Annotated in this window: 24 protein-coding genes; 5 read left to right on the top strand and 19 right to left on the bottom strand. The window is 51.3% G+C overall.

Annotated features, from left to right (window positions below):
• Positions 1 to 28 precede the first annotated feature (28 nt).
• Positions 29 to 730 carry a polysaccharide deacetylase family protein gene (locus EYB31_RS15110; protein WP_240762443.1) on the top strand — a complete coding sequence of 234 codons (702 nt, stop codon included), beginning with the start codon at positions 29 to 31 and terminating at the stop codon, positions 728 to 730.
• Between the two features lie 3 nt (positions 731 to 733).
• Here EYB31_RS15110 and EYB31_RS15105 read toward each other — a convergent pair whose 3' ends face one another.
• From EYB31_RS15105 to EYB31_RS15045, 13 genes are all read right to left on the bottom strand, one after another.
• Complete coding sequence (locus EYB31_RS15105; RefSeq protein ID WP_165452437.1) at positions 734 to 1,645, bottom strand: DUF4367 domain-containing protein; 912 nt, start codon at positions 1,643 to 1,645, stop codon at positions 734 to 736.
• A 71-nt stretch (positions 1,646 to 1,716) separates the two neighbouring features.
• Positions 1,717 to 2,502: a DUF4367 domain-containing protein gene (locus EYB31_RS15100; protein ID WP_131014185.1), complete on the bottom strand. Its 786-nt coding sequence runs from the start codon at positions 2,500 to 2,502 to the stop codon at positions 1,717 to 1,719.
• Positions 2,499 to 3,080, bottom strand: a complete 582-nt coding sequence (locus tag EYB31_RS15095; RefSeq protein WP_131014184.1) for an RNA polymerase sigma factor — start codon at positions 3,078 to 3,080, stop codon at positions 2,499 to 2,501. The genes EYB31_RS15100 and EYB31_RS15095 overlap by 4 nt, the downstream gene beginning before the upstream one ends.
• A gap of 421 nt (positions 3,081 to 3,501) precedes the next feature.
• Positions 3,502 to 4,554, bottom strand: a complete 1,053-nt coding sequence (locus EYB31_RS15090) for a hypothetical protein (protein ID WP_131014183.1) — start codon at positions 4,552 to 4,554, stop codon at positions 3,502 to 3,504.
• Positions 4,555 to 4,696: 142 nt separating this feature from the next.
• Positions 4,697 to 5,755, bottom strand: coding sequence for a tartrate dehydrogenase (locus EYB31_RS15085; RefSeq protein ID WP_131014182.1), 1,059 nt, complete (start codon positions 5,753 to 5,755; stop codon positions 4,697 to 4,699).
• A 33-nt stretch (positions 5,756 to 5,788) separates the two neighbouring features.
• Entirely contained in the window at positions 5,789 to 6,790 is a 1,002-nt protein-coding gene (locus EYB31_RS15080; protein WP_165452436.1) for a hydroxyacid dehydrogenase, read from the bottom strand.
• Positions 6,791 to 6,864: 74 nt separating this feature from the next.
• Positions 6,865 to 8,601 carry an extracellular solute-binding protein gene (locus tag EYB31_RS15075; RefSeq protein WP_131014180.1) on the bottom strand — a complete coding sequence of 579 codons (1,737 nt, stop codon included), beginning with the start codon at positions 8,599 to 8,601 and terminating at the stop codon, positions 6,865 to 6,867.
• A 235-nt stretch (positions 8,602 to 8,836) separates the two neighbouring features.
• Positions 8,837 to 9,730 carry a carbohydrate ABC transporter permease gene (locus EYB31_RS15070; protein WP_240762441.1) on the bottom strand — a complete coding sequence of 298 codons (894 nt, stop codon included), beginning with the start codon at positions 9,728 to 9,730 and terminating at the stop codon, positions 8,837 to 8,839.
• A gap of 15 nt (positions 9,731 to 9,745) precedes the next feature.
• The gene (locus EYB31_RS15065) at positions 9,746 to 10,636 is read right to left on the bottom strand and encodes an ABC transporter permease (protein ID WP_165452442.1); all 891 of its coding nucleotides are present in this window, start codon (positions 10,634 to 10,636) and stop codon (positions 9,746 to 9,748) included.
• Positions 10,637 to 10,745: 109 nt separating this feature from the next.
• Entirely contained in the window at positions 10,746 to 11,714 is a 969-nt protein-coding gene (locus EYB31_RS15060; protein WP_131014179.1) for a Gfo/Idh/MocA family protein, read from the bottom strand.
• Positions 11,715 to 11,815: 101 nt separating this feature from the next.
• Positions 11,816 to 12,607 (bottom strand): sugar phosphate isomerase/epimerase family protein, encoded by a 792-nt coding sequence (locus tag EYB31_RS15055; RefSeq protein WP_165452435.1) that lies wholly within the window; start codon positions 12,605 to 12,607, stop codon positions 11,816 to 11,818.
• A gap of 234 nt (positions 12,608 to 12,841) precedes the next feature.
• Entirely contained in the window at positions 12,842 to 13,891 is a 1,050-nt protein-coding gene (locus tag EYB31_RS15050; protein WP_131014177.1) for an aldo/keto reductase, read from the bottom strand.
• Positions 13,888 to 14,313: an RbsD/FucU family protein gene (locus EYB31_RS15045; protein WP_131014176.1), complete on the bottom strand. Its 426-nt coding sequence runs from the start codon at positions 14,311 to 14,313 to the stop codon at positions 13,888 to 13,890. The genes EYB31_RS15050 and EYB31_RS15045 overlap by 4 nt, the downstream gene beginning before the upstream one ends.
• A gap of 215 nt (positions 14,314 to 14,528) precedes the next feature.
• Between EYB31_RS15045 and EYB31_RS15040 the strand changes: the two genes are divergently transcribed.
• The 3 genes from EYB31_RS15040 to EYB31_RS15030 all read left to right on the top strand — a co-directional run bounded on the left by EYB31_RS15040 (position 14,529) and on the right by EYB31_RS15030 (position 17,387).
• Positions 14,529 to 15,677, top strand: coding sequence for an ROK family protein (locus EYB31_RS15040; protein ID WP_240762437.1), 1,149 nt, complete (start codon positions 14,529 to 14,531; stop codon positions 15,675 to 15,677).
• A gap of 43 nt (positions 15,678 to 15,720) precedes the next feature.
• Entirely contained in the window at positions 15,721 to 16,455 is a 735-nt protein-coding gene (locus tag EYB31_RS15035) for a class I SAM-dependent methyltransferase (RefSeq protein WP_131014174.1), read from the top strand.
• Between the two features lie 392 nt (positions 16,456 to 16,847).
• A complete protein-coding gene (locus tag EYB31_RS15030) occupies positions 16,848 to 17,387 on the top strand; it encodes a DinB family protein (RefSeq protein ID WP_165452434.1) in 540 nt (179 codons plus the stop codon).
• A 545-nt stretch (positions 17,388 to 17,932) separates the two neighbouring features.
• On the opposite strand, the gene EYB31_RS15025 is transcribed toward EYB31_RS15030, so the two are convergent.
• Entirely contained in the window at positions 17,933 to 18,580 is a 648-nt protein-coding gene (locus EYB31_RS15025; RefSeq protein WP_240762435.1) for a TetR/AcrR family transcriptional regulator, read from the bottom strand.
• A gap of 123 nt (positions 18,581 to 18,703) precedes the next feature.
• Between EYB31_RS15025 and EYB31_RS15020 the strand changes: the two genes are divergently transcribed.
• The gene (locus tag EYB31_RS15020; protein ID WP_131014171.1) at positions 18,704 to 19,567 is read left to right on the top strand and encodes an SDR family oxidoreductase; all 864 of its coding nucleotides are present in this window, start codon (positions 18,704 to 18,706) and stop codon (positions 19,565 to 19,567) included.
• Positions 19,568 to 19,684: 117 nt separating this feature from the next.
• Here the strand turns inward: EYB31_RS15020 and EYB31_RS15015 are convergent, their stop codons facing one another.
• The 5 genes from EYB31_RS15015 to pyrF all read right to left on the bottom strand — a co-directional run bounded on the left by EYB31_RS15015 (position 19,685) and on the right by pyrF (position 24,497).
• The gene (locus EYB31_RS15015) at positions 19,685 to 20,482 is read right to left on the bottom strand and encodes an SDR family oxidoreductase (protein WP_131014170.1); all 798 of its coding nucleotides are present in this window, start codon (positions 20,480 to 20,482) and stop codon (positions 19,685 to 19,687) included.
• 424 nt (positions 20,483 to 20,906) lie between these two features.
• Entirely contained in the window at positions 20,907 to 21,785 is an 879-nt protein-coding gene (locus EYB31_RS15010) for a sugar phosphate isomerase/epimerase family protein (RefSeq protein WP_131014169.1), read from the bottom strand.
• Between the two features lie 21 nt (positions 21,786 to 21,806).
• Positions 21,807 to 22,862 carry a Gfo/Idh/MocA family protein gene (locus EYB31_RS15005; RefSeq protein ID WP_131014168.1) on the bottom strand — a complete coding sequence of 352 codons (1,056 nt, stop codon included), beginning with the start codon at positions 22,860 to 22,862 and terminating at the stop codon, positions 21,807 to 21,809.
• A gap of 234 nt (positions 22,863 to 23,096) precedes the next feature.
• Positions 23,097 to 23,741 (bottom strand): orotate phosphoribosyltransferase, encoded by a 645-nt coding sequence (gene pyrE, locus EYB31_RS15000; RefSeq protein ID WP_131014167.1) that lies wholly within the window; start codon positions 23,739 to 23,741, stop codon positions 23,097 to 23,099.
• On the bottom strand, positions 23,742 to 24,497 hold the full coding sequence (gene pyrF, locus EYB31_RS14995; RefSeq protein WP_420819443.1) for an orotidine-5'-phosphate decarboxylase: 756 nt from the start codon (positions 24,495 to 24,497) through the stop codon (positions 23,742 to 23,744).
• Positions 24,498 to 24,534 lie beyond the last annotated feature (37 nt).

Genomic DNA, 24,534 nt, shown 5'->3' with positions numbered 1-24,534 from the left:
ATACGCATTTCCCGGAGGTGGAATCCGTTTGAACCTAAAAATGACGTGTGTCATTGCCGTTCTTCTGCTCGGCTGCCTCGGCTGGATGCCGTTAACCGCCGCGGCGCCGCAAAGCGAGGTCGTTTGGAATGTGGAAACGGATCAGAAATTGATCGCTCTCACGTTCGATGACGGTCCCAATCCGGTGTACACTCCGCAAATTCTCGATATTTTGCAGCAATATCAAGCGAAAGCGACCTTTTTTGTGCTTGGCAAAAAAGTGCAAGCTTATCCGCAAATCGCGATTCGCGAGGTAAATGAAGGCCATGAAATTGCCAATCACACATTTGACCATCATTTTCTCAAAAATGTATCGCCTGAAAAGCTAAAGGAAGAAATCCGGCAAACCCAAGATGTAATTTTCGATATCACCGAGCAAATTCCGCACGTATTTCGGCCACCCGGGGGATTCTATAACGATGCCTTAATCGACTTGGCCCGGGAAGATCACTTTACGGTGGTCATGTGGTCATGGTATCAGGACACGAAAGATTGGAAGAAGCCGGGTGTGCAAAAAATCGTCAATACGGTGTTAAACAACGTCCATAACGGAGATATCATCTTATTTCACGATTTGGAGGGAGACTGCCGGCAAACGGTAGAAGCGTTAAAAATCATCCTTCCCGCCCTTAAGGAACAGGGTTACCGGTTCGTTACCGTTTCCGATATGATGAGAATGACTAAAAAGTAGCCGTTATTTCATGCCTTTGGCCATTTTGACAACCTCTTCATCCGTAAGTTGTCTTCCGGTTATGCTAATATAAGTCCCATTTTCCAGCCAGTTAAACATGAAAAAATCGTCCTGGGTCGTAATATACACGGCTTTGCTGCCGCGAACGAACACTTCTTCCGTTTTTTGCGGCATGTTGACACCGGTCGAAATATTTCCATATTCCGGCATTTTATATAACGTGACACGCAAAAGATGCTCTTGATCATTGATATAAGTCAGAAGGGCATGATCCGCTTTGCTTTGTCCTTCATGCAGCCATACCGCGGCTTCGTCTAACCGGTATCCGGCCGGCAAGTAACCGGGAACTAATGCGATAAAGCTGGTATATTGCTTAAGTTCGTTTTCGGTGACCTGGACGGCCTTTAATTCACCGATTACCCCGGTATTGCTTTCATTTTCATTTTGAGAGGCAAGGACTACCGCATTATTGCCCGGAGCGGAGAACGACCCTTGGCCCGGAACAAGAACTCCGAACACAATGCCGCCAACCAACAAAATAAATGTAATCATTGCGATTACGCCCGTTTTTCGGATAAGGCTGTGAATTTTCCGCTTTTTGCTCAGTAAAGCCGATGTTTCGTCCCAAGCCTGGGCAATGTCCACACCTTCCATCCCTTGCGACGATTCAAGATCCGCTTGGCCGCGGAGAACGGAAACCCGTTTGGCTTCCGCCCACAGCCTTACCTTCATCCGCAGCAGTTCCGCGATTTCTTCCGGCCCTTTGTCCTTATAGCTGGCTGCAGTTGCTTCCATAAAAGCAGACACCAGCACCTGCCGGCAATCATTCGGTTCAAGAGCTTTCAGAGGTTCGACGCACCCGACGGTCCGAACATAATGCTCAAACAAAGCCCGCTGCACCGCTATTTTCTGCAATATGACGTTCCCCTTAAAGAGTAGCAGCCAATTGGATTCCATTCTTATTTATCACCCGCACCCGCGTCTACTTACGGTCTTGACAATCCGCTCGCCAGCTTCTCGAGATCCTGACCGCTGATTTCCCCTTGCAAGTAAATATTGATATCGTTATCGTTCCATTCCAGCGTTTGGATTCCGCTCTTATTATCCGATTTCGCCCGCTGGCCATCCGGCATATTCCCTATGCTGCTGAATGCGCGTTTCCGAAAAAGCACTTTTAACTGCTTCCCGCTGCCCTGATCTTCATAAATCAGCCGAACCGCACTCCCTTTGGTTTCCCCCATGGAATAATGAACGACGGCTTCCTTCAATTCATAACCTTCAGGCAAGTAACCGAGGACAGGCATTGAAAATTGAGCTTCCCGGTACGCTTGCTCCAGTGTGACGGTCACACGGCGAAACGCGCCTTCATCAGGCAGATCGTGATTGTCCTCCGGCGGTGGAGGCGGCCCGTCATCCGGGGGCGGCGGCGGTGTCAACGCCTTGCTTGGATCCGGCTGATAGGTGCTGCCGGCATGTATGCTGACGGAGGTTCCTTTCTTTTTATAAACCATCTCGTACATGGAACGAAACGCTTCGGTCGTTTGCAATGAATGAAACAGAACCGCCCCCAAACCTAACGAAGCCGCAGTCACCGCGGCCCACTTGAACGTACGGCGCCATTTCCGCAAACGCCGTTCACGCTCCAATTTCTCGCGCATTCGAAGCCATGAAATCTCAGGAGCCGGCACAGGGGGCAACGCGCCTTCCTCACTGTCCTGTAAGGCGCGCTCCCACAACCGATCAAACGTTTCGTCAAACCGGTCATTACTCATGGACCACCCACCTTCCATTCCTGCTCGACTTTGCGTTTGACCGCTTCCCTGGATCTGTGCAGCGCCGTCCTTACGTGTTCTTCGGAAACGCCAAGGCGCGCCGCCATTTCTTTATAACTCAGCTGCTCCAGCCATCTCATTTGCAGAACATGCCGGTATATGGGTTTTAACTGCCGGATATACCGGATAATCGCTTCCTTCAGTAACTTGGCTTCCACTTCCGATTCGGTCGAATACGGGTCCCCTTTACCCGTTAATAAGGTATTATCTATAAAGACGTCGGCCGGAAGCAGTTCGTCACGTTTTTTTTGATTTTTTCTCAAATAACTGATTGAGGTATTCCGCGCAATGGTGCGAAGCCACGGAATCAGCTTGCATTCCTCCACCTCATGCGGACATTTGCGAATAATATTTAAAAATGATTCCTGGATAACATCCTCCGTGGACGGATGATCTCTGAGCATATACATCACGGAGGGATAAAGCAACTGGTAAAATTGCTTGTACAATTGCTCCTGAAGCAGCGGGTCAAGCAAGCGAACATCCCCGGTCAGCAGGATAAGCAGCGATTTGGACATGGCTCCTCCGTTGATTTCAATTTCAAGGGTTACCTAACTCTTAACGCATGAAACGCCAAAATGTTACAGTTTGAGCAAATAAAATTTCAATTCGCAAGTTTGGAGTCATGATTTGAACTAGGATGTGATTGACGTGCAGCTTTTCCCAGCATCAATTTAATCCATATAAACGAAGAATGGGAACCGGGTATAATACGTGTTATCGGGCGAGGTAAAACAGAAGACACCTTCGAAGAAGCGATCGATTAGCCAAACGATTGAAGAAGAAACTTATGGAGAAAATGATCGAACCTTGTCGTTGAAAAGGAGAACTCTTGCGTGAAGAGCGATCGAAACAGCTCGCGAAAAAGGGAAGGAGCGAAAAGTCCTTCCCACATTTGTTTTGATAAGGGGTTACGAACATATCAAGCGGAGGGACTGTTTATTGCTCCTCGGAATGCCATGAGATATCGGTCAGTCCGGTTCGAACACCCAGTCCCCAACCAAACATCCCTTCCCGGCTCGTTAGCTCGGCGCGAATCGTATAAATTCCCGCTTTCCAGCTAACCGGCAGCTTTATATGATCGGGACGAATTCGCCCGTCGCTTTCCGGAGGGGCCCATTTCCATTCGCCTTGGTATACTTCCTGTTCATTCATGTATAAACGCAATTCATCGCTGAATCCAAAAGATAACATCGTCTCCTGATCTTCGGATATAGAAAAAGTGCTTCGGACTTGGATGGTAACGTCTCTATCCGCTGGAAATAACCGGTTTATATTCAACGTGCCGTTTTCCTCGACAGCCGCCTTCGTCCAGCTCATATCCGCTGGAATTGCCGTTCCATATGGATAAGGCCCGGATACCAACCATTCGGTAACATAGGTTTCGGACATTAATCGGCTTAAATCGTCTGGAGCTTCAAGCGTCAATGCCGAACCCGTATCCTCCACCGTCAAATGCCGGACATAAGAAGGCAAATACCCCCATACCCCAACCTTCCCGGTACACGGACCATGCAGCAGATTCGGGATGAACAGCTGCGGCGATGACGAATCGCCTACATACACGGCGGCGCTCCGCCCCTTGACCTCAACGGCCAGTTGGGTCCACTCTCCCGACGGCATCGGCGCGGGAGCTTGATAGCGGGGACCGTTGTAAATTTGCCATGTCGACGATCCGTTCATGATCGGATCATATTGGATTTCACCCGGTTCGTCATCAGTGCCTGGCGATACATAAACCAGTTCGAAATTTTGCGCATCCCGCGCTCCAAAAACAAGCCCCACAAATCCGTAAGGTCCGGGACAGGCCATTTCAATCTGGAGCCTGTAGGATTCGGCGTTCATTTCATCGAGCAAAAGAACCGGGGCAGCAAGATCGTTGTTCTCAAAATAAAGCGCGCCGCGGCCCTTCCATTCTCCTGGTATTGCCCCCGACTCACCCAAGCTGAGCCGGCTTAAATCGCCATGCAAACTATTAAAAAGAACCGACATATCGGCAACCCCCGATTCCAAATTTTACATATTTCCATCATACGGAACATACGTTCCCAAGTCAAGCCAAAACACAAAAAAAGCGGCCTCAAGTCTCATCTTGAGCGCCGCTCCCCTTGTGCAACCGCGATTCCGGTTCATCTTATTTTTCGCGCAAAACCCGGATAACCGCATCTGTCACTTCATCCGTCGAACTTGTACCGCCCAGATCGGGGGTTTTCACTCCCGACTCCAATACCCGTTCAATCGCATCCAGTACCGCTGCGCCCGTATCCAGCTCGCCAAGGTGATCCAGCATCATCTTGGCCGTCCATATTTGTCCGATCGGATTAGCAATCCCTTTGCCCACAATATCCGGGGCCGAGCCGTGCACCGGCTCAAACATCGAAGGAAACTTGCCGTTCAGATTAATATTCGCCGCAGGCGCAACCCCGATACTGCCCATAATGGCCGCACCGATATCGGTCAAAATATCGCCGAACAAATTGCTCGCTACAATCACATCGAATATATGGGGACGTATCACAAAAAAAGCGGCGAGCGCATCGATGTGCACCGAGTTGGTCTCCACTTCCGGATGACGTCCGGAAATCTCCTTAAATACCTTGTCCCAAAACGGCATCGAATGAATGATGCCGTTGGATTTGGTCGCGCTTGTTACACGTCCGCTTCTTTGCTTGGCCAGCCGGAAGGCATATTCCATGGCGCGTTCCGTACCTTTTCTCGTAAACACCGCGCTTTGAATCGCCACCTCGTCGTCGCCCCGGTGAATTGTTCCCCCGATTTCCGAGTACTCCCCTTCGCTGTTCTCGCGCACGACCATAAAATCAAATTCGCCGGGATGTTTCAGGGGAGAAGCCAGACCTTTCAGCAGCTTGGCCGGCCGGACATTGATCGACTGCTCAAACTCCCGCCGGATTTTAATCAGCAGCCCCCACAACGATACATGATCGGGAACAACGGCCGGATTGCCGACCGCTCCCAAAAATATGGCATCAAAGCCTTTTAATATGTCCAGACCGTTGTCCGGCATCATCACCCCATGCTGCAAATAATAATCACAGCTCCACGGAAATTCCTCGTAAGCAAACTTGATTCCGCCATGCAGCTCAGCAGCCGCATTCAGCACCCGTACCGCCGCCGGCACAACTTCCCGGCCGATTCCATCCCCCGGGATAACGGCAATGTCCCACTTCTTCATCCACCCATTCTCCTATCTGTGAAAATAGTGACTTCACGTCATAATCGCGAGTTGTTCCCGCTTCACCTCAAACATCACGGGCTCTCCCGTAAAATGACGCTTCATATCCTGAACCATGAGTTTGCCGATGCGCCGGCGCGAATCCGCATTGACACCGGCCAGATGCGGCCTTGCTATTACGTTGTCCAGCCTTCTGAACTCGCTGTCCGCAGCAAGCGGTTCCGTTTCAAATACGTCCAATCCGGCATAAAACCGGTTTTGGCGAAGCTCGGCAAGCAGTGCCTCCTCATCGATCAAATCGCCTCTGGCCGTATTGATGAGCAGCGCCCCGTCCTTGATCCGCTTCAGCTGCCCGGCACCGATCATACGATACGTTTCCGGCACCTTCGGTGCATGCAGGGAAATAATGTCCGAGCGGGAAAGCACTTCGTCGAGCGGAAGCAGATGCACGCCAAGCTCGCCTGCAACTTCTTCCGAAACAAACGGGTCGTACACCAATATCGCTCCCCCAAACGGCTGCAGCAGCTTGATGACCTCGCGTGCCACCATGCCAAGGCCGATCAGGCCGACCGTTTTGCCCCGCAGCTCATACGACTCCATCCCTTCATGTTTCTGCACTTGCCCGCCCCGCATGGCACGGTCGACCGGTATAATCTTGTGTCCCAGCGCCAAAATGAGCGCAAGCACCGATTCGCTGACCGAGACGGCAATCGCATAATTGCTGTTCAGCACGCGGATACTGCGGTCGTAGACAGACCAGGTCGGAAACACGGGGCGGATCGATCCCGCCATTTGCGCGACCAATTGCAGCCTGCCGGCTGCATCCAGCACCGCATCGCTAACCGGAGTGCATCTCCAGGATGTGATCAGCGCATCGGCCCCTTGAATTCGGGAGATCAATTCCTCTTCGGTAAAAGGACGGTCAAACGGGTTCCACTCCACCTCGCCAAGCGATGCCAATTCGGCAAGCGTGTGTTCGTCAAAAAATGCCGGAGCGAGATGCCGCGGAATTTGCACTAACAGCTTATTCATCATATTACCATTCCTTCCTCGCAGAATGGAATAGGGGCAGACTGAGAAAACCATCCGCCCCTGCTCCTTGCATTAGGTTATTTTTTCACTGTTTTCTTAGCGTCCAAAGCTTTTTGGTAAATTTCCAAATATCGTTTCAGGTTCATTTTTTCAAGCGTGCCGACATAATTGTTCCATTCCTTCTCGATATCGGCGTCGCCGATTATAAAACGGGCCGTCATCGATTTAAAATAGTCGTTGATCGTCTTATCGAGCTCGGCAAGCTGCTGCGATTCCGATGTCGGGAAGAACAGCGGAGGCACAACCTCCTCCAGCTTCGGCTTATACGGCTCATAGTTCTTTTTGGTGATATCGTAATACATCTTCTCTTTATCCGGCTGTTTCAACACCGCTTGACCGGCATACCAATCTTTGTCGGTCCGGTAGTTAAGACCAAACTGTGCCCAGGATTCGTTCTGCACGCGTCCAAACGGGATGAGCAGCCGATATGTCGCCGGATTGCCGTCACGTCCGAGATCTCCCTGCTTTGCCGGTTCCCATGAAGATCCCTTTACACCGAAATTGGAGTACAGGTTCGCTTCAAAATCGTACATCGCGTCGGCCCATCTCATCGTGGCCTCGGGGTATTTGTTGGCGCTGGTCATGATGAAATGGCCGCCGCGAATCTTATCGTACGCAAGCCATGTCGACTTCTGGTAGCCGCTTGGCCCTTTCACCGGCGCGATCGGCTGATAATCGAGCCAGCGGTTGCTTTTGCCTTCGACGATCGTAATGTCGGATGGAGAATGCGCCGGAATCGCTCCGCCGATGGCGATATCGGGATTTTCCGCGATTTTCTTCAATCCGTCCTTGTCTAACGTAAACGACTCCTTGGACAACAAGCCGTCTTTGTACAGACGATTCAAATACTTGAGGCCCTCTTTCCACTCGGGCTTATTGTACACCACGTCGATTTTGCCGTCCTTAACCAGCATCCGCTTGTCGCCGTCGTCGTAAATAAATGAATTCATCAAAAATACGTCGATCGCCGATTTGGAAGGACCGCTTGCGGAAATGCCGCCGACGAGCGGAATTTCGTCCGCCTTGCCGTTACCGTTCGGATCTTTTTCCTTAAACGCCTTGAGCATCTCGTAAAATTCTTCCGTAGTGGTCGGTTCCTTTAGCCCCAGCTTGTCGAGCCAAGGCTTAAATACATACATTTTGTAGTCAAGCGAGCAGTGGTAGCAGTCGTTGATATAAGGCAGGCTGTAGATTTTGTTGCCGGGCGCTGTAACGGCATCCCTAGCCTCCGGCATCTCCTGGAATATTTTTTTCGTGAGATCGCCGTATTTGTCAATCAAATCGGTAAACGACACAAACGTTCCTTGATCGCCGTATATCATCTGCTGCTCGGGAGAAACGCCCGCGTTCATAATAACGTCCGGCAGATCGCCGCTGGCCAGCGCAAGATTAAGCTGATCCTTATAGTTCTTCACATCGGCGACTATCCACTTCACATGAATATTGGTTTTGTCCTCCAGCCATTTCGTATACCCGTTTGTATCAAAGTTTTCAACCAGCGCGTTGCCTGCAATAAACACTTTGAGCGTGATCTTGTCATTGACGATCGGAAACTTGCCCGGCGGATTGACCTTGGCGGCATTGGCACTTTCCTTTTTGCCGGCATCGGCCGAAGCCGGAGCCGATGGCGTCGTGGACGAAGGCGCTGACGGCGCCTGGGACGCTGTAGGAGCCGAAGCATCCTTCGAACAGGCGGACAGCAGCAGCGATGCGGCGAGCATCGCCGAAATCAGCGTCATTGCGGTCTTTTTCATTATTGGACCTCCTTAGAGCTTTCCGTAGGAAAGCTGGCATCGTAAGCATTACCGGGCTTTCCGATAGGAAAGCCAGCATCGTAAGCGTTACTAAGTTTTCCGAAGGAAAACTAGCATCGTAAGCATCTACCGGGCTTTCCGTAGGAAAGCTGGCATCGCAATCTCTTGGGCTTTCCAGCGGAAAGCCTTCTGCGCAAGTTTACTAACCCCTTCAATGTGCAACGTCATAACGTCCTTACCCTTTTATCGAACCAATCATCACCCCTTTGACAAAATGCTTTTGCACAAACGGATAAATAATCAGCACAGGGACGGTGGCAACCACAATCAGCGAATATTTCAGCAGATCGGCCAATCCCTGGCGCGCTACCAGGTCCTCTTCGCTTACCACCATACTCGGGTCGATCTGGTTTTGCACCAGAATGCTGCGCAGCACAAGTTGGAGCGGATATAAACCGCGGTCCTTCAAATAAAGCAATGCGTTAAAATAAGAGTTCCAATGACCAACCGCGTAAAACAGCGCAATGACCGCAACAATCGGACCGGATAAAGGAATGACTATGCGGGTCAGGAACTTCCAATCGCTGCAGCCGTCCACCTGCGCAGCCTCAAGCATTTCATGCGGAATGTTGGTTTGAAAATACGTCCTTGTAATAATGACGTTAAATACGCTCAGCGCCGAAGGCAAAATCATCGCCCAACGGGTATCGAGCATACCCAAGCTTTTGACAAGTAAATAGTTCGGGATGATGCCGCCGGAAAACATAATCGTAAACACAAAGATAAACATGATGCTGCCACGGAACACAAAATCTTTGCGGGACAACGGATACGCCGCAATAATCGTCAGCACGACGTTGATGACCGTGCCGACTACCGTGTAAATCAGCGAGTTCCCGAAGCCGATCCAGATAGCGTTGTATTCAAAAACCGCCTTATACCCCTTGAGCCCCGGGTCAACCGGCCACAGCCACACTTTGCCCGAAATAACCGCATCGGACGAACTGAAGGAAGCGCTCACAATATACACAAGAGGATACATCACGGTGATGAAAAACAGGCTGAGCACGGCGTAATTGACTACATTGAATATCCGGTCGCCGGTTGCTTCTTTTACGCTGTTATGCACATCGTCTCCTCCTCTTTACCATAAGCTGCTCTGGCCGAGTTTTTTGGCGATCCGGTTAACGACAACCAGCAAAATCAAATTAATGAAATTTTTAAACAAACCGATGGCGGAGGAATACGAGAAGTTAACGACATTGGATGCAAGCCCCACCTTATATACGTAGGTGTCGATTATTTCTGAGGTGCTGAGATTCAGCGGATTTTGCATGAGGAAAGACTTTTCAAAACCGATTTCGAGCATACGCCCAACATCCAGAATCAGCAGGATGACTGCGATCGGCAGTATCCCGGGAAGATCGATGTGCCACATCCGGCGCATCTTGCTTGCTCCATCGACGACCGCCGCTTCGTGAAGCGACGGATCAATGCCGGCCAGCGCCGCCAGATAGATGATACAGCTGAAGCCGACGTTCTGCCAGACGCCCGACCAGACATAGATGCTGCGGAAATAGTCGGCGTCGCCCATCCAGTTGACGGCGTCGAGACCAACCGCCTTTAACAGCACGTTGACGATCCCGATTCGTGGATCAAGCGCCTGCATGATGATGCCGACCATGACGACAACCGATATAAAATGGGGAGCATAAGTCACCATTTGCACCCATTTTTTAAACTGTTCATGCATCACATAGTTGAGGCTTAACGCCAGAAGAATGGGAAACGGAAAGCCGGCCGCAAGCTGGTAAAAGCTGAGCGCAATCGTATTCCACATAATATTCCAAAACTCGTAGGATTCGAAAAACCGGATAAATTGCGATAACCCGACCCACTGGCTGCCCCATATGCCTTTATTGGCCACAAAGTTCCGGAATGCGATCTGAGCTCCATACATAGGAAAATATTTAAAAATAATGATGTAGGCAAAAGGCAGCGCCATCAGCGCATACAACTGCCACACCCGAAGCATGTCGCGAAACAGCTTCTTTTTACTGCCGATGCCGGCCACGGCTTTTGCCGATTGCTTCTCGCTTACCGCTTCCACATTTCCACACCTCCCGTACTGCTGGTCACCGCAGCTATTTTCCCGCGAGCAGCGCCTGCGCCAATATGATTTCAGCCACTTCCATCGTTTTCAGCGCATCGCCAAAATGAGAAGGCGGTAAAGTCCGGTTTTTCACACCATCGATAAACTCGCGATTTTTCGCTTGGAACCCGCCGTATTGGAACAGCTCGCTGCCACCGCATATTTCATGTGCGTCATATTCGATCCCGGCCGTATCCCCGTCGGCGTACAAATAACCCTTCCGCTCATGCTCGGCTTCGGCGCAAATATTGGGTGCGTGCATCTCCACTTCGAAGATCCGTCTGCCGCTGGACCAGCTATTAATCAAATAACCGGTAGATCCGTTGTCAAAATGCATCGTCGCCGAAATGTAGTTGATATCCGGCACGCCGACCCGCTTGGTGGTGCTTTCGACTTTGACCACTTCTCCCCCGCACATCCAGCGTACGGTGTCGATCGAATGCACCGTGTCGTCCATCATCCGGTCGCGGGCGTGGAGGTAAGGCTCCATCTCCGATTTATAGAAGCGGCACACCGCGTGGGTAATCGGCCCTTTTTTGAGGCATTCCTCGCGCAGTTTGACAACCATCGGCGAGCTGCGGCGCTGAAAGCTGACCTGTGTGATGCACCCGTTTTTTTCAGCGGTGTACGCAAGCGCACGGGCCTGGTGAATCGTGATCCCCAGCGGTTTCTCGATACATAAGTTGATTCCGCGCTGCAGGCACCACATCCAAATATCAAACATAATGTGCGGCTGTCCGACCGCATAAACGGCATCGGGCTTCGTTTCTTCGATCATTTGACGGTAATCGGAATACCGCCCGGCAATACCGTATTTATCGGCCGTCGCCTGCAGCGCCTGCGGCGAAAGATCGCATACCGCCGCAATCTCCACATCCTCAAAGGAAGCCAGCGACGGATAATGTACTGAATTGGCCATCCTTCCGGCGCCGATCATTGCTATTTTCACTTTCTCAGTCATTGTGAAATCCCCTCTCTAAAAGAGCCTTTCTAAAATAAGCTCCATTCGCAAAATGTAGGTTTCTGTTCAATTTTCTGAAGCTTGCTTGGTTATGCCCCTATTCACGCAAACAACGATTTGGCGTATTGAATATCTTCACGGATCAATCGTTCCGTCTCCTGCTCGTTTGTGTATTCGGCCGTCAAGCAGATGACGCCTTGGTAGCTGCGTTTGTTCAAATACGCCGCAGCCCGCGACCAGGATGCAAGTCCCTGCCTGCCCGAGGTAAAGTAACGTTTCCATTCGGCCTGCTCCGCTTCCGGACCGCTTGTTCTTTTGTAATAGGCGTTTTTAAAATTAACCATGCACAGGTACGGCCACACGATATCCAGTCCGTATTCCGGCTGCTGTCCGGCCAGCGCATCGTGCGCGGTGTCCCAGATCGCGCCGACCTTGCCCGGGTCAAGTCCGTCCAGCAAATGCAGCAGGCCCATCGAGTCGATGATATGGTTGCCGTAGTGCTGCTGGTTTCCGATCTTGACACCATATTTCTCGCATAGCGGCAGCAGCGATTCCAAGTGGCGGCGCGCTTTTTGCTCGGACAACATGTAGCCGTCTTCTTGATTGATCGACGGCATAATCCGGATCATCGGAATTCCGGCTTCCGCGCAGCCGGCAAATACATGTTCATCCGGAGTGCTGGCGATGCTGAATATAGAAAGGCCGTGATCGGCAAATTGCTTTACGAGCTGAGGCAGCTGGCTGGCTTGGGCCGGCTCCAGCTGATAGCCGTCACGCAGCGGAAATTCAACCCCGTCAAAGCCCATCTCTTTCACCATTACGCACAAATCCCAAACCGACGGCGACTTCCACGGCTTAGTAAATACGGAAAACGATATATCGCGGTCAGACATGAATAAGCACATCCTTTTCACCAAAAAATGGGTATTTTCTATAATAGTAAACGCTTCCATTCAGTTAATATCATCTTAGTTCAATTCAATCATTTACGTCAATATTTAAATTAAGTTTAATTATAAAAATATTTTTAACTGGATCATTTCATCTAAATACGATAAATTTCGACGCAGAATCATACCGGAGGCGGAGACATATGTCATTATTAAAACTAATCTGGCTGCCGTTTTTTAAAACACTCTGCTGTTGTTTCTGTTCTCGTAATAATCGGGATTATCGCCCAATTTGCGCAGCACCGGATCGGTGATTTCGTTTAATTTGTCCATCGTTTCGCGGCTGATCTCATACGATGCCGCAGCCGCATTAAGCTGAAGCTGGGCCGCATTCCGGGAACCGACAATCGTTGTTGTGACCGCCTCATTGGCAATAGCCCAAGCCAGCGACAACGTAATCATATGCACGCCAAGCTCGCCCGAAAGCGCCTTAATATCCCGCAGCGCTTGAATCATTTCAGCTTCTGCGCCTTCCTCGCCATGCCGTGTCCCGGCTCCCCGGCTGTGATGAAAATGCCGTGTCCGCGCCTGCTGCGGACGAATCTCGTCCAGGCTGCCGAACTTGCCGGCAAGCAGTCCCTGCTGCAGCGGCATGTAGCCGATGATGCCGATGTTGCGTTCCCTGCACAACGGCAGCACTTTCTCTTCAATGGCCCGCGACAACAGGTTGTAGGCCAACTCGTTGGCCACTACCGGAACGCCGGTATGAGCGACCTCCTCCATCTGCTTGACGCCGTGATTGCTGATGCCGATATGGCGGATTTTTCCTTCCTGCTGGAGCGTCCGCAGCGTTTCAAACACCTCCTGCACGTTCGGAGGACTGGCGATCATCTCGGGATCGTTTGTAAAATGCTTGACGGCAAGCGGATTGATCGGCCAATGCAGCATGTACAAGTCGATGTAGTCGGTTTGCAGCCGCTTGAGGCTCGCCTCGCAATGCGCCTTGAGGACGTCCGCACGCACGTGGGCGGTGCTGATTTTGCTGCCGATGACCGCTTGATGTCTAATTCCCTTTAGCGCCTTCCCAAGCGAGATTTCACTGTCTCCGTCATTGTAAACTTCGGCCGTATCGAAGTAATTAATGCCTTGCTCCAAAGCCAGATGTACGACCTCGTCCACGTCCTTCTGGTCCTGCTCCCCCCAGTAGCTGCCTCCGCCGAACTGCCAACACCCCAGACCCAGCACGCTGACCTCCAAGCCGGACGAGCCCAGCTGACGTTTCTTCATCGAACCACGCCTTTCTTCAAAATAAGATTCCCTTTAAAAGCCCGATCGCCGGTCGCCACGATGGCGAAAGCGTTCCGCGCCCGCTCGTAGAACGCAAACCGCTCCACATAATCGTAATCCCGGAAATCGCTTTCAAAGCTTTGAATCGTTTGCTTGTACAGCTCCCACACAGGCGGCTGCTGATCCCCGTCCTGCAATGCCATGACGACAGCAGGGCGTTCGACTCTGTAATCCAGCGGAAAAAAAGGAATAATCGCCTCCAGCAGCGCGGCAATCGTATGCCCGTCGCTGCGGATCAGCCTTTGTGCGTTGCTGGCTGCCGGAAAATTGCCGTCGGCCAGTACAATTTCGTCGCCATGCCCCATCTCCATCAACGTTTTAAGCAGCTCCGGCGACAATATCGCCGGGATTCCCCTCAGCATCGACTCGCCTCCCTCTCTGACTTCCGCCCAACAAGCGGATGATCTGGGAACATTTTATCACTAGACGCAATCTTTTGTAAATATTTAAATTATGTTTATGAAATGGATTGTGCATCCAGCTATTTATGTTATAATCGTTGTACTTAATAAATAATTAGGGTGCTAAAATGACACTTCTCGAATTAAAGGATCAAAAAGGCAGCAAACTTGCAATTTTGCAAACGCTTCGAGTGCATGGCAGCATGTCGCGCATCGAACTGACCCATTTGACCGGCCTCAGCCGGGCGACCATTTCCATATCGATTGCCGAACTGATCGAATGCAATCTCGTGTATGAAACCGACAACCGCCTATCGACTAAGGGACGGCCGGCGACAACGCTGGAGCTAGTACCGAATTCCGCTTACATCATAGGGGCCGATCTGGACAATAAATCATGGACGCTGGGAGCTTTCGATTTATTGGGCAACGTCGTCAAATCGGCTAAAATTCCCGTTCAGACATTCGATCCGGAGGATTCGTTCCGGACGCTTGCCGAGGAAATCACCGTTTTTGCCGAAGGACTTGACAAAAGACCCGTCCCGCTGCTGGGGCTCGGCGTTCCCGGACTTGTCGACGCCGGACATAGCATTATCCGCAGCGCCGCCGATTTGGATTGGCAGCATGTAAATGTGGCCGAATTGATGAAGAAAGAAACCGGCTGGCCGACTGTCGTCGTCAACCGCCACCGCGCCAGAGGACTGACCGAATGCAGATATGGAGCGGGCCAGCAGTTTCGGAACATGATCTATATCGGAGTTGGGATGGGGATCGCCGCCGGACTTTATATCGACCGCCAGCTGCTTTCGGGTTCGCTTGGCGGCGCGGGCGAGATTGGCCATACGACGATCGAACCTAACGGCCCGCTGTGTCCCTGCGGCAATCACGGTTGCCTGCAGATGTTATCGGCCGGTCCTGCCATCGAACAGGAATACCGCAAGATGGTGCGGGCTTCCGACGATGACAATTACTCCGGCCAGATTGTGGATTTGCAATCGCTGAAAGCGCAGGACGTCTGCGCCGCGGCAGAGGAAGGAGACGTGCTTGCGGTTCAAGCCGTCCGAAATGCCGCAAGTTATTTGGGCATTGCCATGGCCAATCTGCTAAATACGTTTAACCCGGAAGCGGTGATTTTGGGGGGAACGGTGCCAAATGCCAGCCCGCTTTTTGTCGAGACGGCCACCAAGGTGATGAGGCAACGCGCAATGCGTCCTCTAGCGTCCGATACCATTGTCGCCACCTCACAGTTCAAAGATATCGGCGGGGCGCTTGGGGCGGCCAATTTTGCATTCGATAAAAATATATCGCTGTCCTTTTTTGCTTAAGCAAGAGGCGCGAACAATACGTTAGGAGATCACTTTAAGAGACATGAGAGAGAATAAATACGACAACCACGATTTTTTCACCAAATACAGCGCGATGGCTCGATCTGTCGACGGACTGAAAGCAGCCGGAGAATGGCCCGCCTTTCGCGCGTTGCTGCCCGATCTGAACGGCAAAAAAGTGCTTGATCTGGGCTGCGGTTTCGGCTGGCACTGCCGGTATGCGCGGGAGCAGCATGCGCGTTCGGTCGTTGGCGCCGACATATCGGAGAATATGCTGGAACGCGCCAGAGCGGCGACCGACGATGAGGCCATCGAATACCTCCGCCTGGCGATCGAGGACATCCGTTTTGCCGAAGCCGAATTTGACGTTGTGATCAGCTCGCTGGCGTTTCATTATATCGAACGTTTTGATCAAGTGTGCAAGGAAGTACATCGCTGTCTTACACCGGGCGGGACATTCGTATTTTCCGTCGAGCATCCGATTTTTACGGCGCTGGCGGCTCAAGATTGGCACTACGGCCCGCAGGGCGAACGGCAGCATTGGCCGGTTGACCATTATCAGGATGAAGGTCCGCGTTTGGCCAGATTTTTGGACACCGATGTCGTCAAATACCATCGGACGTTGGCAACACATCTGAACATCCTGACGGAATCGGGATTTAGCATCCGCAACATTTCCGAGCCGGGTCCAACCGAAGAGATGCTGGCAGCCATTCCGGAAATGAAAGACGAGACCCGCCGGCCGATGTTCCTGCTCGTTTCCGCGATCAGAGATTAGCGCCCCAATCTAAACAACCCGCCTTGGTGCAAGGGAGGCCACTGAAAAAGTGAACGCTGCATAAGCGAATCATGCTTACGATCGCCAATTGTCCCCGAATTTCTTGAATTTATCTGCTTGCGGCAGGTGAAATTCGGGGACAAAAGCGAACGCTGGCGCTTCTCCAGCATGATTTCGCTCACTTCGCTACTTTTTCAGTGGCCTCGGTGTGCAAGGCGGGCTTACATTTTGGCAGCCGGAATCTCCACGATCCGTCCTCCCGGAGTCGCGAAAGCATTCCCTCACTCTCTGGCGGAGCAAAGCGGCTTCGGATAAAGTACAATGGAATTATATCAACCCCTCAAAGTTGAGCCGCTTTGGGGAGCCAATTGCGGGGTATGGGAGGAACGCGGATGAACAATTTAGTCGCATTCACGTTGCAAATGATGGATGGAGATTTACAGAAGATAAGCGCTTCACTCCAAGGTTTGTCGGATGAGCTTGTTTGGAGGCGCTTCCGTGAATCTACCAATAGCGTCGGTAACTTAATCTTGCATTTGGCGGGAGCGGAATACCAGCGCGTCTCAAGCGCGATCGGCGGCAAAGAGTTGGTCCGCGAGCGGACGCTGGAATTCACAACCGAAGGCGGCTTAAGTGCGGCTGAGCTTTTGGAAAAGCTGCGGCTTGTAAGGACACAATCCAAAGAAATATTGGCGGCAGTCACCGACCAAGAGCTGGACCAAGAAATTCCTATGTATTTCAAGCCGGATGATTGGCAGCGTATGCTGCAGCACAGCCCGAACTATAACCCCGATCCGACCTACAAACCGCAAAAAACGCTGTTTGTCTTGTTTGGCCTAGCGAACCATTACAGCTATCATACGGGACAAATCGTTATGTTGGCCAAACAGTTTCAACAGAGCAATGAGCAAATTTTGCAGTTCAAGCACTGATCCGTTTTCGGATCAAGCATTCCAAGCTGTTCGCTTGTGCATTAAACCTGCGCTTGATTTCGAAGCAATAAAAACACGTCACAGAAGGAATATTTTGTGACGTCAGAATGTTGACAAAGCCCTGTTTTTGGGGCTTTTGTTTTTTTGGAGGGCAGAATAAGGTTAAACATGAAGAATTCTGAACTTTCCGGATAAATAACGAAAATCGCCTCTCATCTTGTTTGCTTGGCAAGATGGTTGACGATTTCAGATCACGTACATTCCGAAAGCAGTGGATATATGTAGACGTCCCGCTTGGCATTGTACTTAAATCTCCATTTTTAATAAGACCTTTGACCGATATAATGCCCTGGCACCAATCACCGTATAAATGTGCTTCCATGAAGCATCTTACAAATCGCCGAGGTAAGATATCCCGAATCTAAAGCAACGGCTTCCAGCGACGTCTCAAATCTGAATTTTTGAACCTCGTGCTCCAAACGTTCAAGATACGGCGTGGAATCGTGTGGCGGTCAAGGAGGTTCAGACCTGCTTATCCGTTCGAGTCATATTACTGGCTCTAATACCGTAGTAGCTACGGCCAGTACGTCCCGCGTCATTGCCTCAGCCGTACGCTGCCCAGGGTTGCGGCTCCACTGCACGGCTGATCCGAATATCCCCCAACTAATCACTTCCGCAGTCGTCTCGATCATCTCTTCTGCAACAGAAGCCTGCACCCTCTCCTTCTCACGGAGCCATCGGAGCAGCAGCCGTTCGATCTCCTTCTGAATTGCAACCTCGAACATCGGCTCGAATTGGACGTCACCTGGTGTCATATACTTGCGTAAACGCGCCAGAAATTCGAAAGTAACTTGAATTAGCGTTCGCAAATCGCCCGTTCCTGTAAGGGTGTAATCCGGCAAGCGCATCTCCACGATCTTGCGAAACTTGTCGCTCATCCAGCATTCCAGGAACGCGTATTTGTCTTGGAAATGAGCATAGAAGGTGGCCCGATTAACCGTCGCATGAGATGCAATATCTTGTACCGAGATAGAATAGATACTTTTCTTCTGCTCGAGCAAGTCCATAAAAGATTGCAGCAGCAGCTGACGCGTCCGCTTCACTCGAGGATCGTCTAAGTTGACTGGCATATTCGACATCGCTCCTTCCGGCGTTACAAACCCGACAAATCGGCATTCATGTCGTTTAAGCAACGGAACCGTTTAAATGCTGGTTGTTCGGATACCGCAATCCTATTACCATTTATAAAGTATAACATATCCGAAATTGACGGTTAACCAACACTGTCGAATAAAAGACAAAGAAAGGTGATTGACATGATTATTGTAACAGGAGCGAGCGGACAGCTCGGACGTATGACGGTGCAGAAGCTGCTAGAACGCATGCCAGCCGAACAGATCGGCGTAAGCGTGCGCGATCCGCAGAAAGCTTTGGAGCTGCAAGGGAAGGGCGTACGCGTACGCCAAGGTGACTTCAACGACGCCGACAGTCTCACATACGCCTTCGAAGGCGCGACACAAGTATTGATCGTCTCCGCTGATGGCTTTGGTGATGCTCTCGTTCAAAGTCATCGCACGGCGATCGAAGCAGCCAAAAAAGCCGGCGCGAGCCGAATTGTCTATACGAGCCACATGGGCTCGTCTCCGTCGTCGCATTTCGCGCCGATGAAGGATCACGCCGCCACCGAGGAGGCGCTCCAAACCTCAGGCGTGCCCTTCATATCGCTGCGCAACGGCTTTTACACGGCATCGGCACTGATGTTTCTCGGCGACGCCATCTCGACCGGCGTGCTGGCCGTTCCAGAGGACGGTCCAGTCTCCTGGACCGCACACCTTGACCTTGCCGAAGCGGCAGCCATCGCCCTGAGCGAACAGTGCTTTGACGGTTTGACGCCCGGACTCACCGCGACCGAGGCCATTGATTTCACAGGTATCGCCGCCATCGCTTCAGAGTTGTCCGGCCGCCCGATTCAGCGCGTGGTTGTTTCTGACGACACATATCGCGACACGCTTATGTTGCACGGTGTCCCCGAAGCGCACGCCAACATGCTGCTCGGCGTCTTCCGCGCCAGCCGTGAAGGCGAATTCGCGCACATCGATCCGACGCTCACCAAATTGCTCAACCGCTCGCCGCTTTCCGTGCGTGACGTCCTGAAGACGTCGATTGCCGCTGCGAATTAACCCAGGCTGACTCTAACGCCCAAAATTTGCGTCATTTATACTACGGTTCTCTGCGCTGTCGTTCTCATTTGATCCCTTACGTTCCTAAAATGGTTCCATATTATTTCCCTGCACTATTTAAAAGCCACCTCTGGAATGAATGATTTGGCCGGTAATCCATTGGGAATCGTCGCTTGCGAGAAAAGTGATTAAACGTGCTGCATCTTCAGGAAGACCGATTCGGCCCATAGGAAATCGCGGCAGCAGAGCTTTTTTTACCTCTTCGGACATCCAGCCCGAGTCGGTAGGACCGGGATCAACAGCGTTCACTGTTATACCAAGCGGTGCCAGCTCTGCGGCCAACGATTCGGTAAAAACAGAGATGGCACCTTTTGTCGCAGCGTAGGCAAGATTTCCAGGCATGGGGCCTTTACCCTGACCGGAAGTGAGGTTGATGATTCGTCCACCGAATTTGCTATGGGAGGAATGAATATTTTTCTCTGCCTCAATCATGCGGGCGAATTCAGCGGATAACATGAATGTCCCCCTAACGTTCACAGCACAATGTGCGTCGATGAGAGCCTCGTTTAATTGACGAAAATCTGCATCGACGCTATACGTAGCGTTATTAACGAGGATGGTCGGAAAACCAACCACTTTCCGTACTTCTTCCAGTAGTAGGGACCTTGAACCCGGTAAGGTAAGGTCCAACTTCATATGTCCAACTTTTATACCCAGTTGACGCAGTTCCTCAGCGAAAAGATCAGGCCAACTTTCGTCGGCATCAATTGGGTTAATGTTTTTATCGTAATCATACAAATGTGTAAAAAACAGGCTGGCGCCTTCTGCGGCAAATGCCCGGCAAATAGCAACTCCGATTCCACCGGGACGACTCGCCCCCGTGACTATGGCGATTTTTCCTTGCAATCTGGTCATTATATATTTACCTCCCGTTATGAGAAAACGAGAGCACCGTTCATCGTATGGAGATGGATTAATTCCGCCGCATATATAAAAAAGCGGATACATCAAGTATCCGCGCAACGGGTTGATCAAACGGTTGCTCGCATCCCTTGAATGGTTGAGGATCAGCATGACGAACCGGACCATTGGCAAATAACCATGACCGAGTCACGCGATCTGATACAATCAAACCATTACAAGGTAGTCCACATCGGCTAGCGAGCCCCCTTTCATTCATCTCCAATATATTTAGATTATAAAATAATTCCAACGTTAGTCAAGATGCAGCCGTTATTAGCCCAAACCTGCCAGTCAGTCTAATACTAACCCTTACATAACGCTAAAAGCCGAACCATATGCAGGTTCGGCTTTTTAGCAGGTAATTCTCTAAAGCAGTTTAACGGTAACGTTTGATAAAATCGACGGCCAGCTGAATATCCGCTTCCGGATGCTCGCCCGCTTCCCTCTCTATGGTCAAATACCCTTGATAGCCGATCTCCTGCAGCGCGGCGAAATACGCGTCAAAATCAACCTTGCCTTGCCCCAGCGGAACTTCTTCGAAAAACTTGCCTTCGTTTGCGATTTGCGCCAGCTTTTCATGACTCATTTTGGCATAACCCAGCGCCCCGTAAATTTCGCGCGGATCGACGGCCGCTAACCGGATGCCGTCTTTTACATGCGTATGTACGACATAGTCCTTCAGCAGCTTCACACCTTGCACGGGATCGTCGCCGGTCACCATCACCATGTTGGCCGGGTCAAAGTTAACCGACACTCCGCGGCTGCCCAGCGTGTCCAGAAACGCTTTCAGATGCGCCGCCGTTTCCGGTCCCGTTTCAATCGCAAAAAACGCCTTGAGCTGCGTCGCATAAGAAGCCAGCTCCTCGCAAGCCCGCTGCATCTCTTCGTAAACTTCAGGCTGCTCCTCAGGGTTCGGAACGATGCCGATGTGCGTAGTGACGATATGGGTGCCGAGATCTAACGCAAGATCGAGAATACGCTTGGATTTCTCGATTTTTTCCGGATTTGCGGTTTTATCTTGGAAGCCGTGACCGCCCAAATCGCCAACCAAAGCAGAAATCTCAAGTCCCAACGAAGCGATGTACTCGCGCAGCTCTCTGCGCGCCTGCGGCGTTAAATACGCCGGATCCATTTCGCCTTGAACCGCATAAATCTGTACTCCATCGGCTCCTACCTGCTTGGCTTTGACAAGCCCCTCACGCACGCCGCTGCGGAAGCTTTCTACAATGACACCGATTTTGTTCGTTAATTTCATCGAAAGGCCCACCCCATTGGTTTAAAATTGGATTTCGCAGCCCTTTTCCGCCGATTCATAGACCGCACACAACATTTTCATCACTTCAACGCCATCCGCCACCGGACTGATCGGCTGTTCGCCGCTTAAGCAGCAGCCCACGAAGTGGTCGATTTCGCTTTGAAACGCTTGCACAAAATCAAATGTGAGCGAGTCCACTTGCGGCTGCACATTGATGATTGTATTATGTTTTTCCGTGACGATGGCTAGTTCCGGCTCAAGTTCTGCGCCACCCTTGTCTCCGAAAATTTTGACGGAAATCTCGTCTTTTTTGGCATGCAAGGTAAAGCTGACGTCGACCATCAGCGAAGCCCCGTTCTCAAACCGGATCAAAGCGCTGGCCAAATCCTCAACATCGTTATGCAAATTGTAATCCGCCGACTTGTAGAAGGACAAATTTTGCACATTGGAGCGGTTGCCCAGCTTCGCGTATGTGTTGCCGCTAACGGACTTCACCTTCGGCCGGCCCATCAAATACCAGCAAATATCGATCACATGTACGCCAAGATCAATCAGAGGGCCGCCGCCGGAACGGGTTTTGTCCGAAAACCATCCGCCCGGATTGCCAAGCCTGCGCAGGCAAGTCGCCTTAGCGTAATAAATATCGCCCAATTCGCCGGCATCAAGAAATTTTTTGATAATCCCGGTGTTGTTGGCGTACCTGCGAACAAAACCGACTTGCAGCAGCTTGCCGGTCTCCTTCACCGTCTGCTCCACCTCAAGCGCCTGCTCCACCGTTTGGCACAGCGGTTTTTCAACCAATACGTGTTTGCCTGCCTTCAAAGCGGCGATCGCGATTTCCGCATGCGTGTTGTTCCATGTGCAGATGCTCACCGCGTCAATTTTGGAATCGGCAAGCAGATCGTGATAATTGGTGTATACTTTCTTGATCCCATACTTCTTCGCTTTGCGCTGCGCCCGGTCTTCATCCAGATCGCAAATGGCGTTCAGCTTCACCCGCTCGTTACGCTCATATGAATTCAGATGCTGCTCCGAGATCGATCCGGCGCCAATGACTCCAACGGTTAATTTGCTCACGATGCGTCGCTCTCCTTTTTTCGTGGGGATAAAGCAAAATAAACCCGGAACATGCAAATGATGTCCGGGTTCTCTCTTTGTCTCTACCCTGCGTATATGAAATATGAAATCATTTCCTGTCCACAAGTTATTGTAAAATATAACGATCCGATTGTAAACGCTTTTTCAATAAGCTCCCGCTTAAAGTGCAGTAAAAAACCCGCCCGATATCATCATCAGGCGGGTTGTGCACATTTAGTTATTGCCGTATTCCGCAGGGTTTTGGCTCCATGCTTGCAGCAGGGCCATGTCCTCCTGCTTGATTTTGCCAAGCTCAAGCGCCGTGCTGAGCAGCGTCGAGTAGCTGGACAGCGAGCCAAACGGGACGCCGGCTTCCGTAAACGCTTCTGCCGCTTTTTCGAATTCGTAGGACATGATCGCTTGCACACCCAATGTTTGGGCGCCCGCGGCGTTAACGGCCAGCGCAACTTTCAGCGAGCTGCCTCCAGTGGAGATCAGGTCTTCGACAACAACGACTTTTTGGCCTGGACGCAAAACGCCTTCAACCAAGTTTTCTTTGCCGTGGCCTTTCGCTTTGTCTCTGACGTAAATCATCGGCAGATTCATCTTTTGCGCCACCCATGCCGCGTGCGGAATACCGCCCGTTGCCGCGCCGGCAATGACTTCCACGTCCGGATACTTCTCTTGGATGACCGAAACAAAAGCGTCTGCAATCAATTCGCGGATTTCCGGGTACGAAATCGTCAGACGGTTGTCGCAATAAATCGGCGCTTTCAGGCCGGATGTCCAGGTGAACGGCTGATGCGGGCGCAGCGCGACCGCTTCGATGTTAAGCAGCGCGGCGGCGACTTTTTGTGCAATAGTTTCCGTTGTCATCATCTATATTACCTCCGTTTTTTGAAAAACAGAATGAATGGATTCCGTTATCGATTCCAAAGCCTGCCGCGGATCTTTTGCTCCGGTAATGGGTCTGCCGATTACGATATAATCGGTTCCCTGTTGAAATGCCTCCGGCGGTGTCATAATTCGCGACTGATCCCCGATATCGGAGCCTGCCGGGCGTATTCCCGGAGTTACCGTAAGGAAGGAGCTTCCGCACGCTTGCTTGATTTTGACAACTTCTTGCGGAGAAGCTACAACCCCTTGCAGCCCTGCAAGTTGCGTCATTTTCGCATAACGAATGACCGTTTCGTCCACAGGCCCGGGCACACCGATTTCATGATTCATCACCGACTGGCTTGTGCTGGTCAGTTGGGTGACCGCAATGACGATCGGCTTCGCCGATCCTTTGCTGCCGGTCAGACCTTTATCGACGCCTTCCATGGCCGCTTCCATCATCGCCGCTCCTCCGGCCGCATGCACGTTAAACATGTCCACGCCCAGCCGGGTCACGCTCTCCGAGCCCCCTTTGACCGTGTTCGGAATGTCGTGCATCTTCACATCAAGAAATACTTTGTAGCCCTGCTCCTTAAGCTTGGCGACAAACCCTGGCCCTGCCGCATAAAACAGCTGCATGCCGACCTTCATCCAGCATGGAATACCCTGCAGTTGGTTCATCAACTGCTGCGCTTCTTCCGCTGAAGCATAATCCAAAGCGACCATAATCCGCTCGGCGGCGTTTGATATTAACGTCATTTGCATCCTGCTCTCCTCTCCAAACATACGGTTAGCA

Source organism: Paenibacillus thalictri (assembly GCF_004307995.1).
Taxonomy (GTDB): Bacteria; Bacillota; Bacilli; order Paenibacillales; family NBRC-103111; genus Paenibacillus_AF; species Paenibacillus_AF thalictri.
This window is presented reverse-complemented; position numbering and strand designations above follow the sequence as displayed.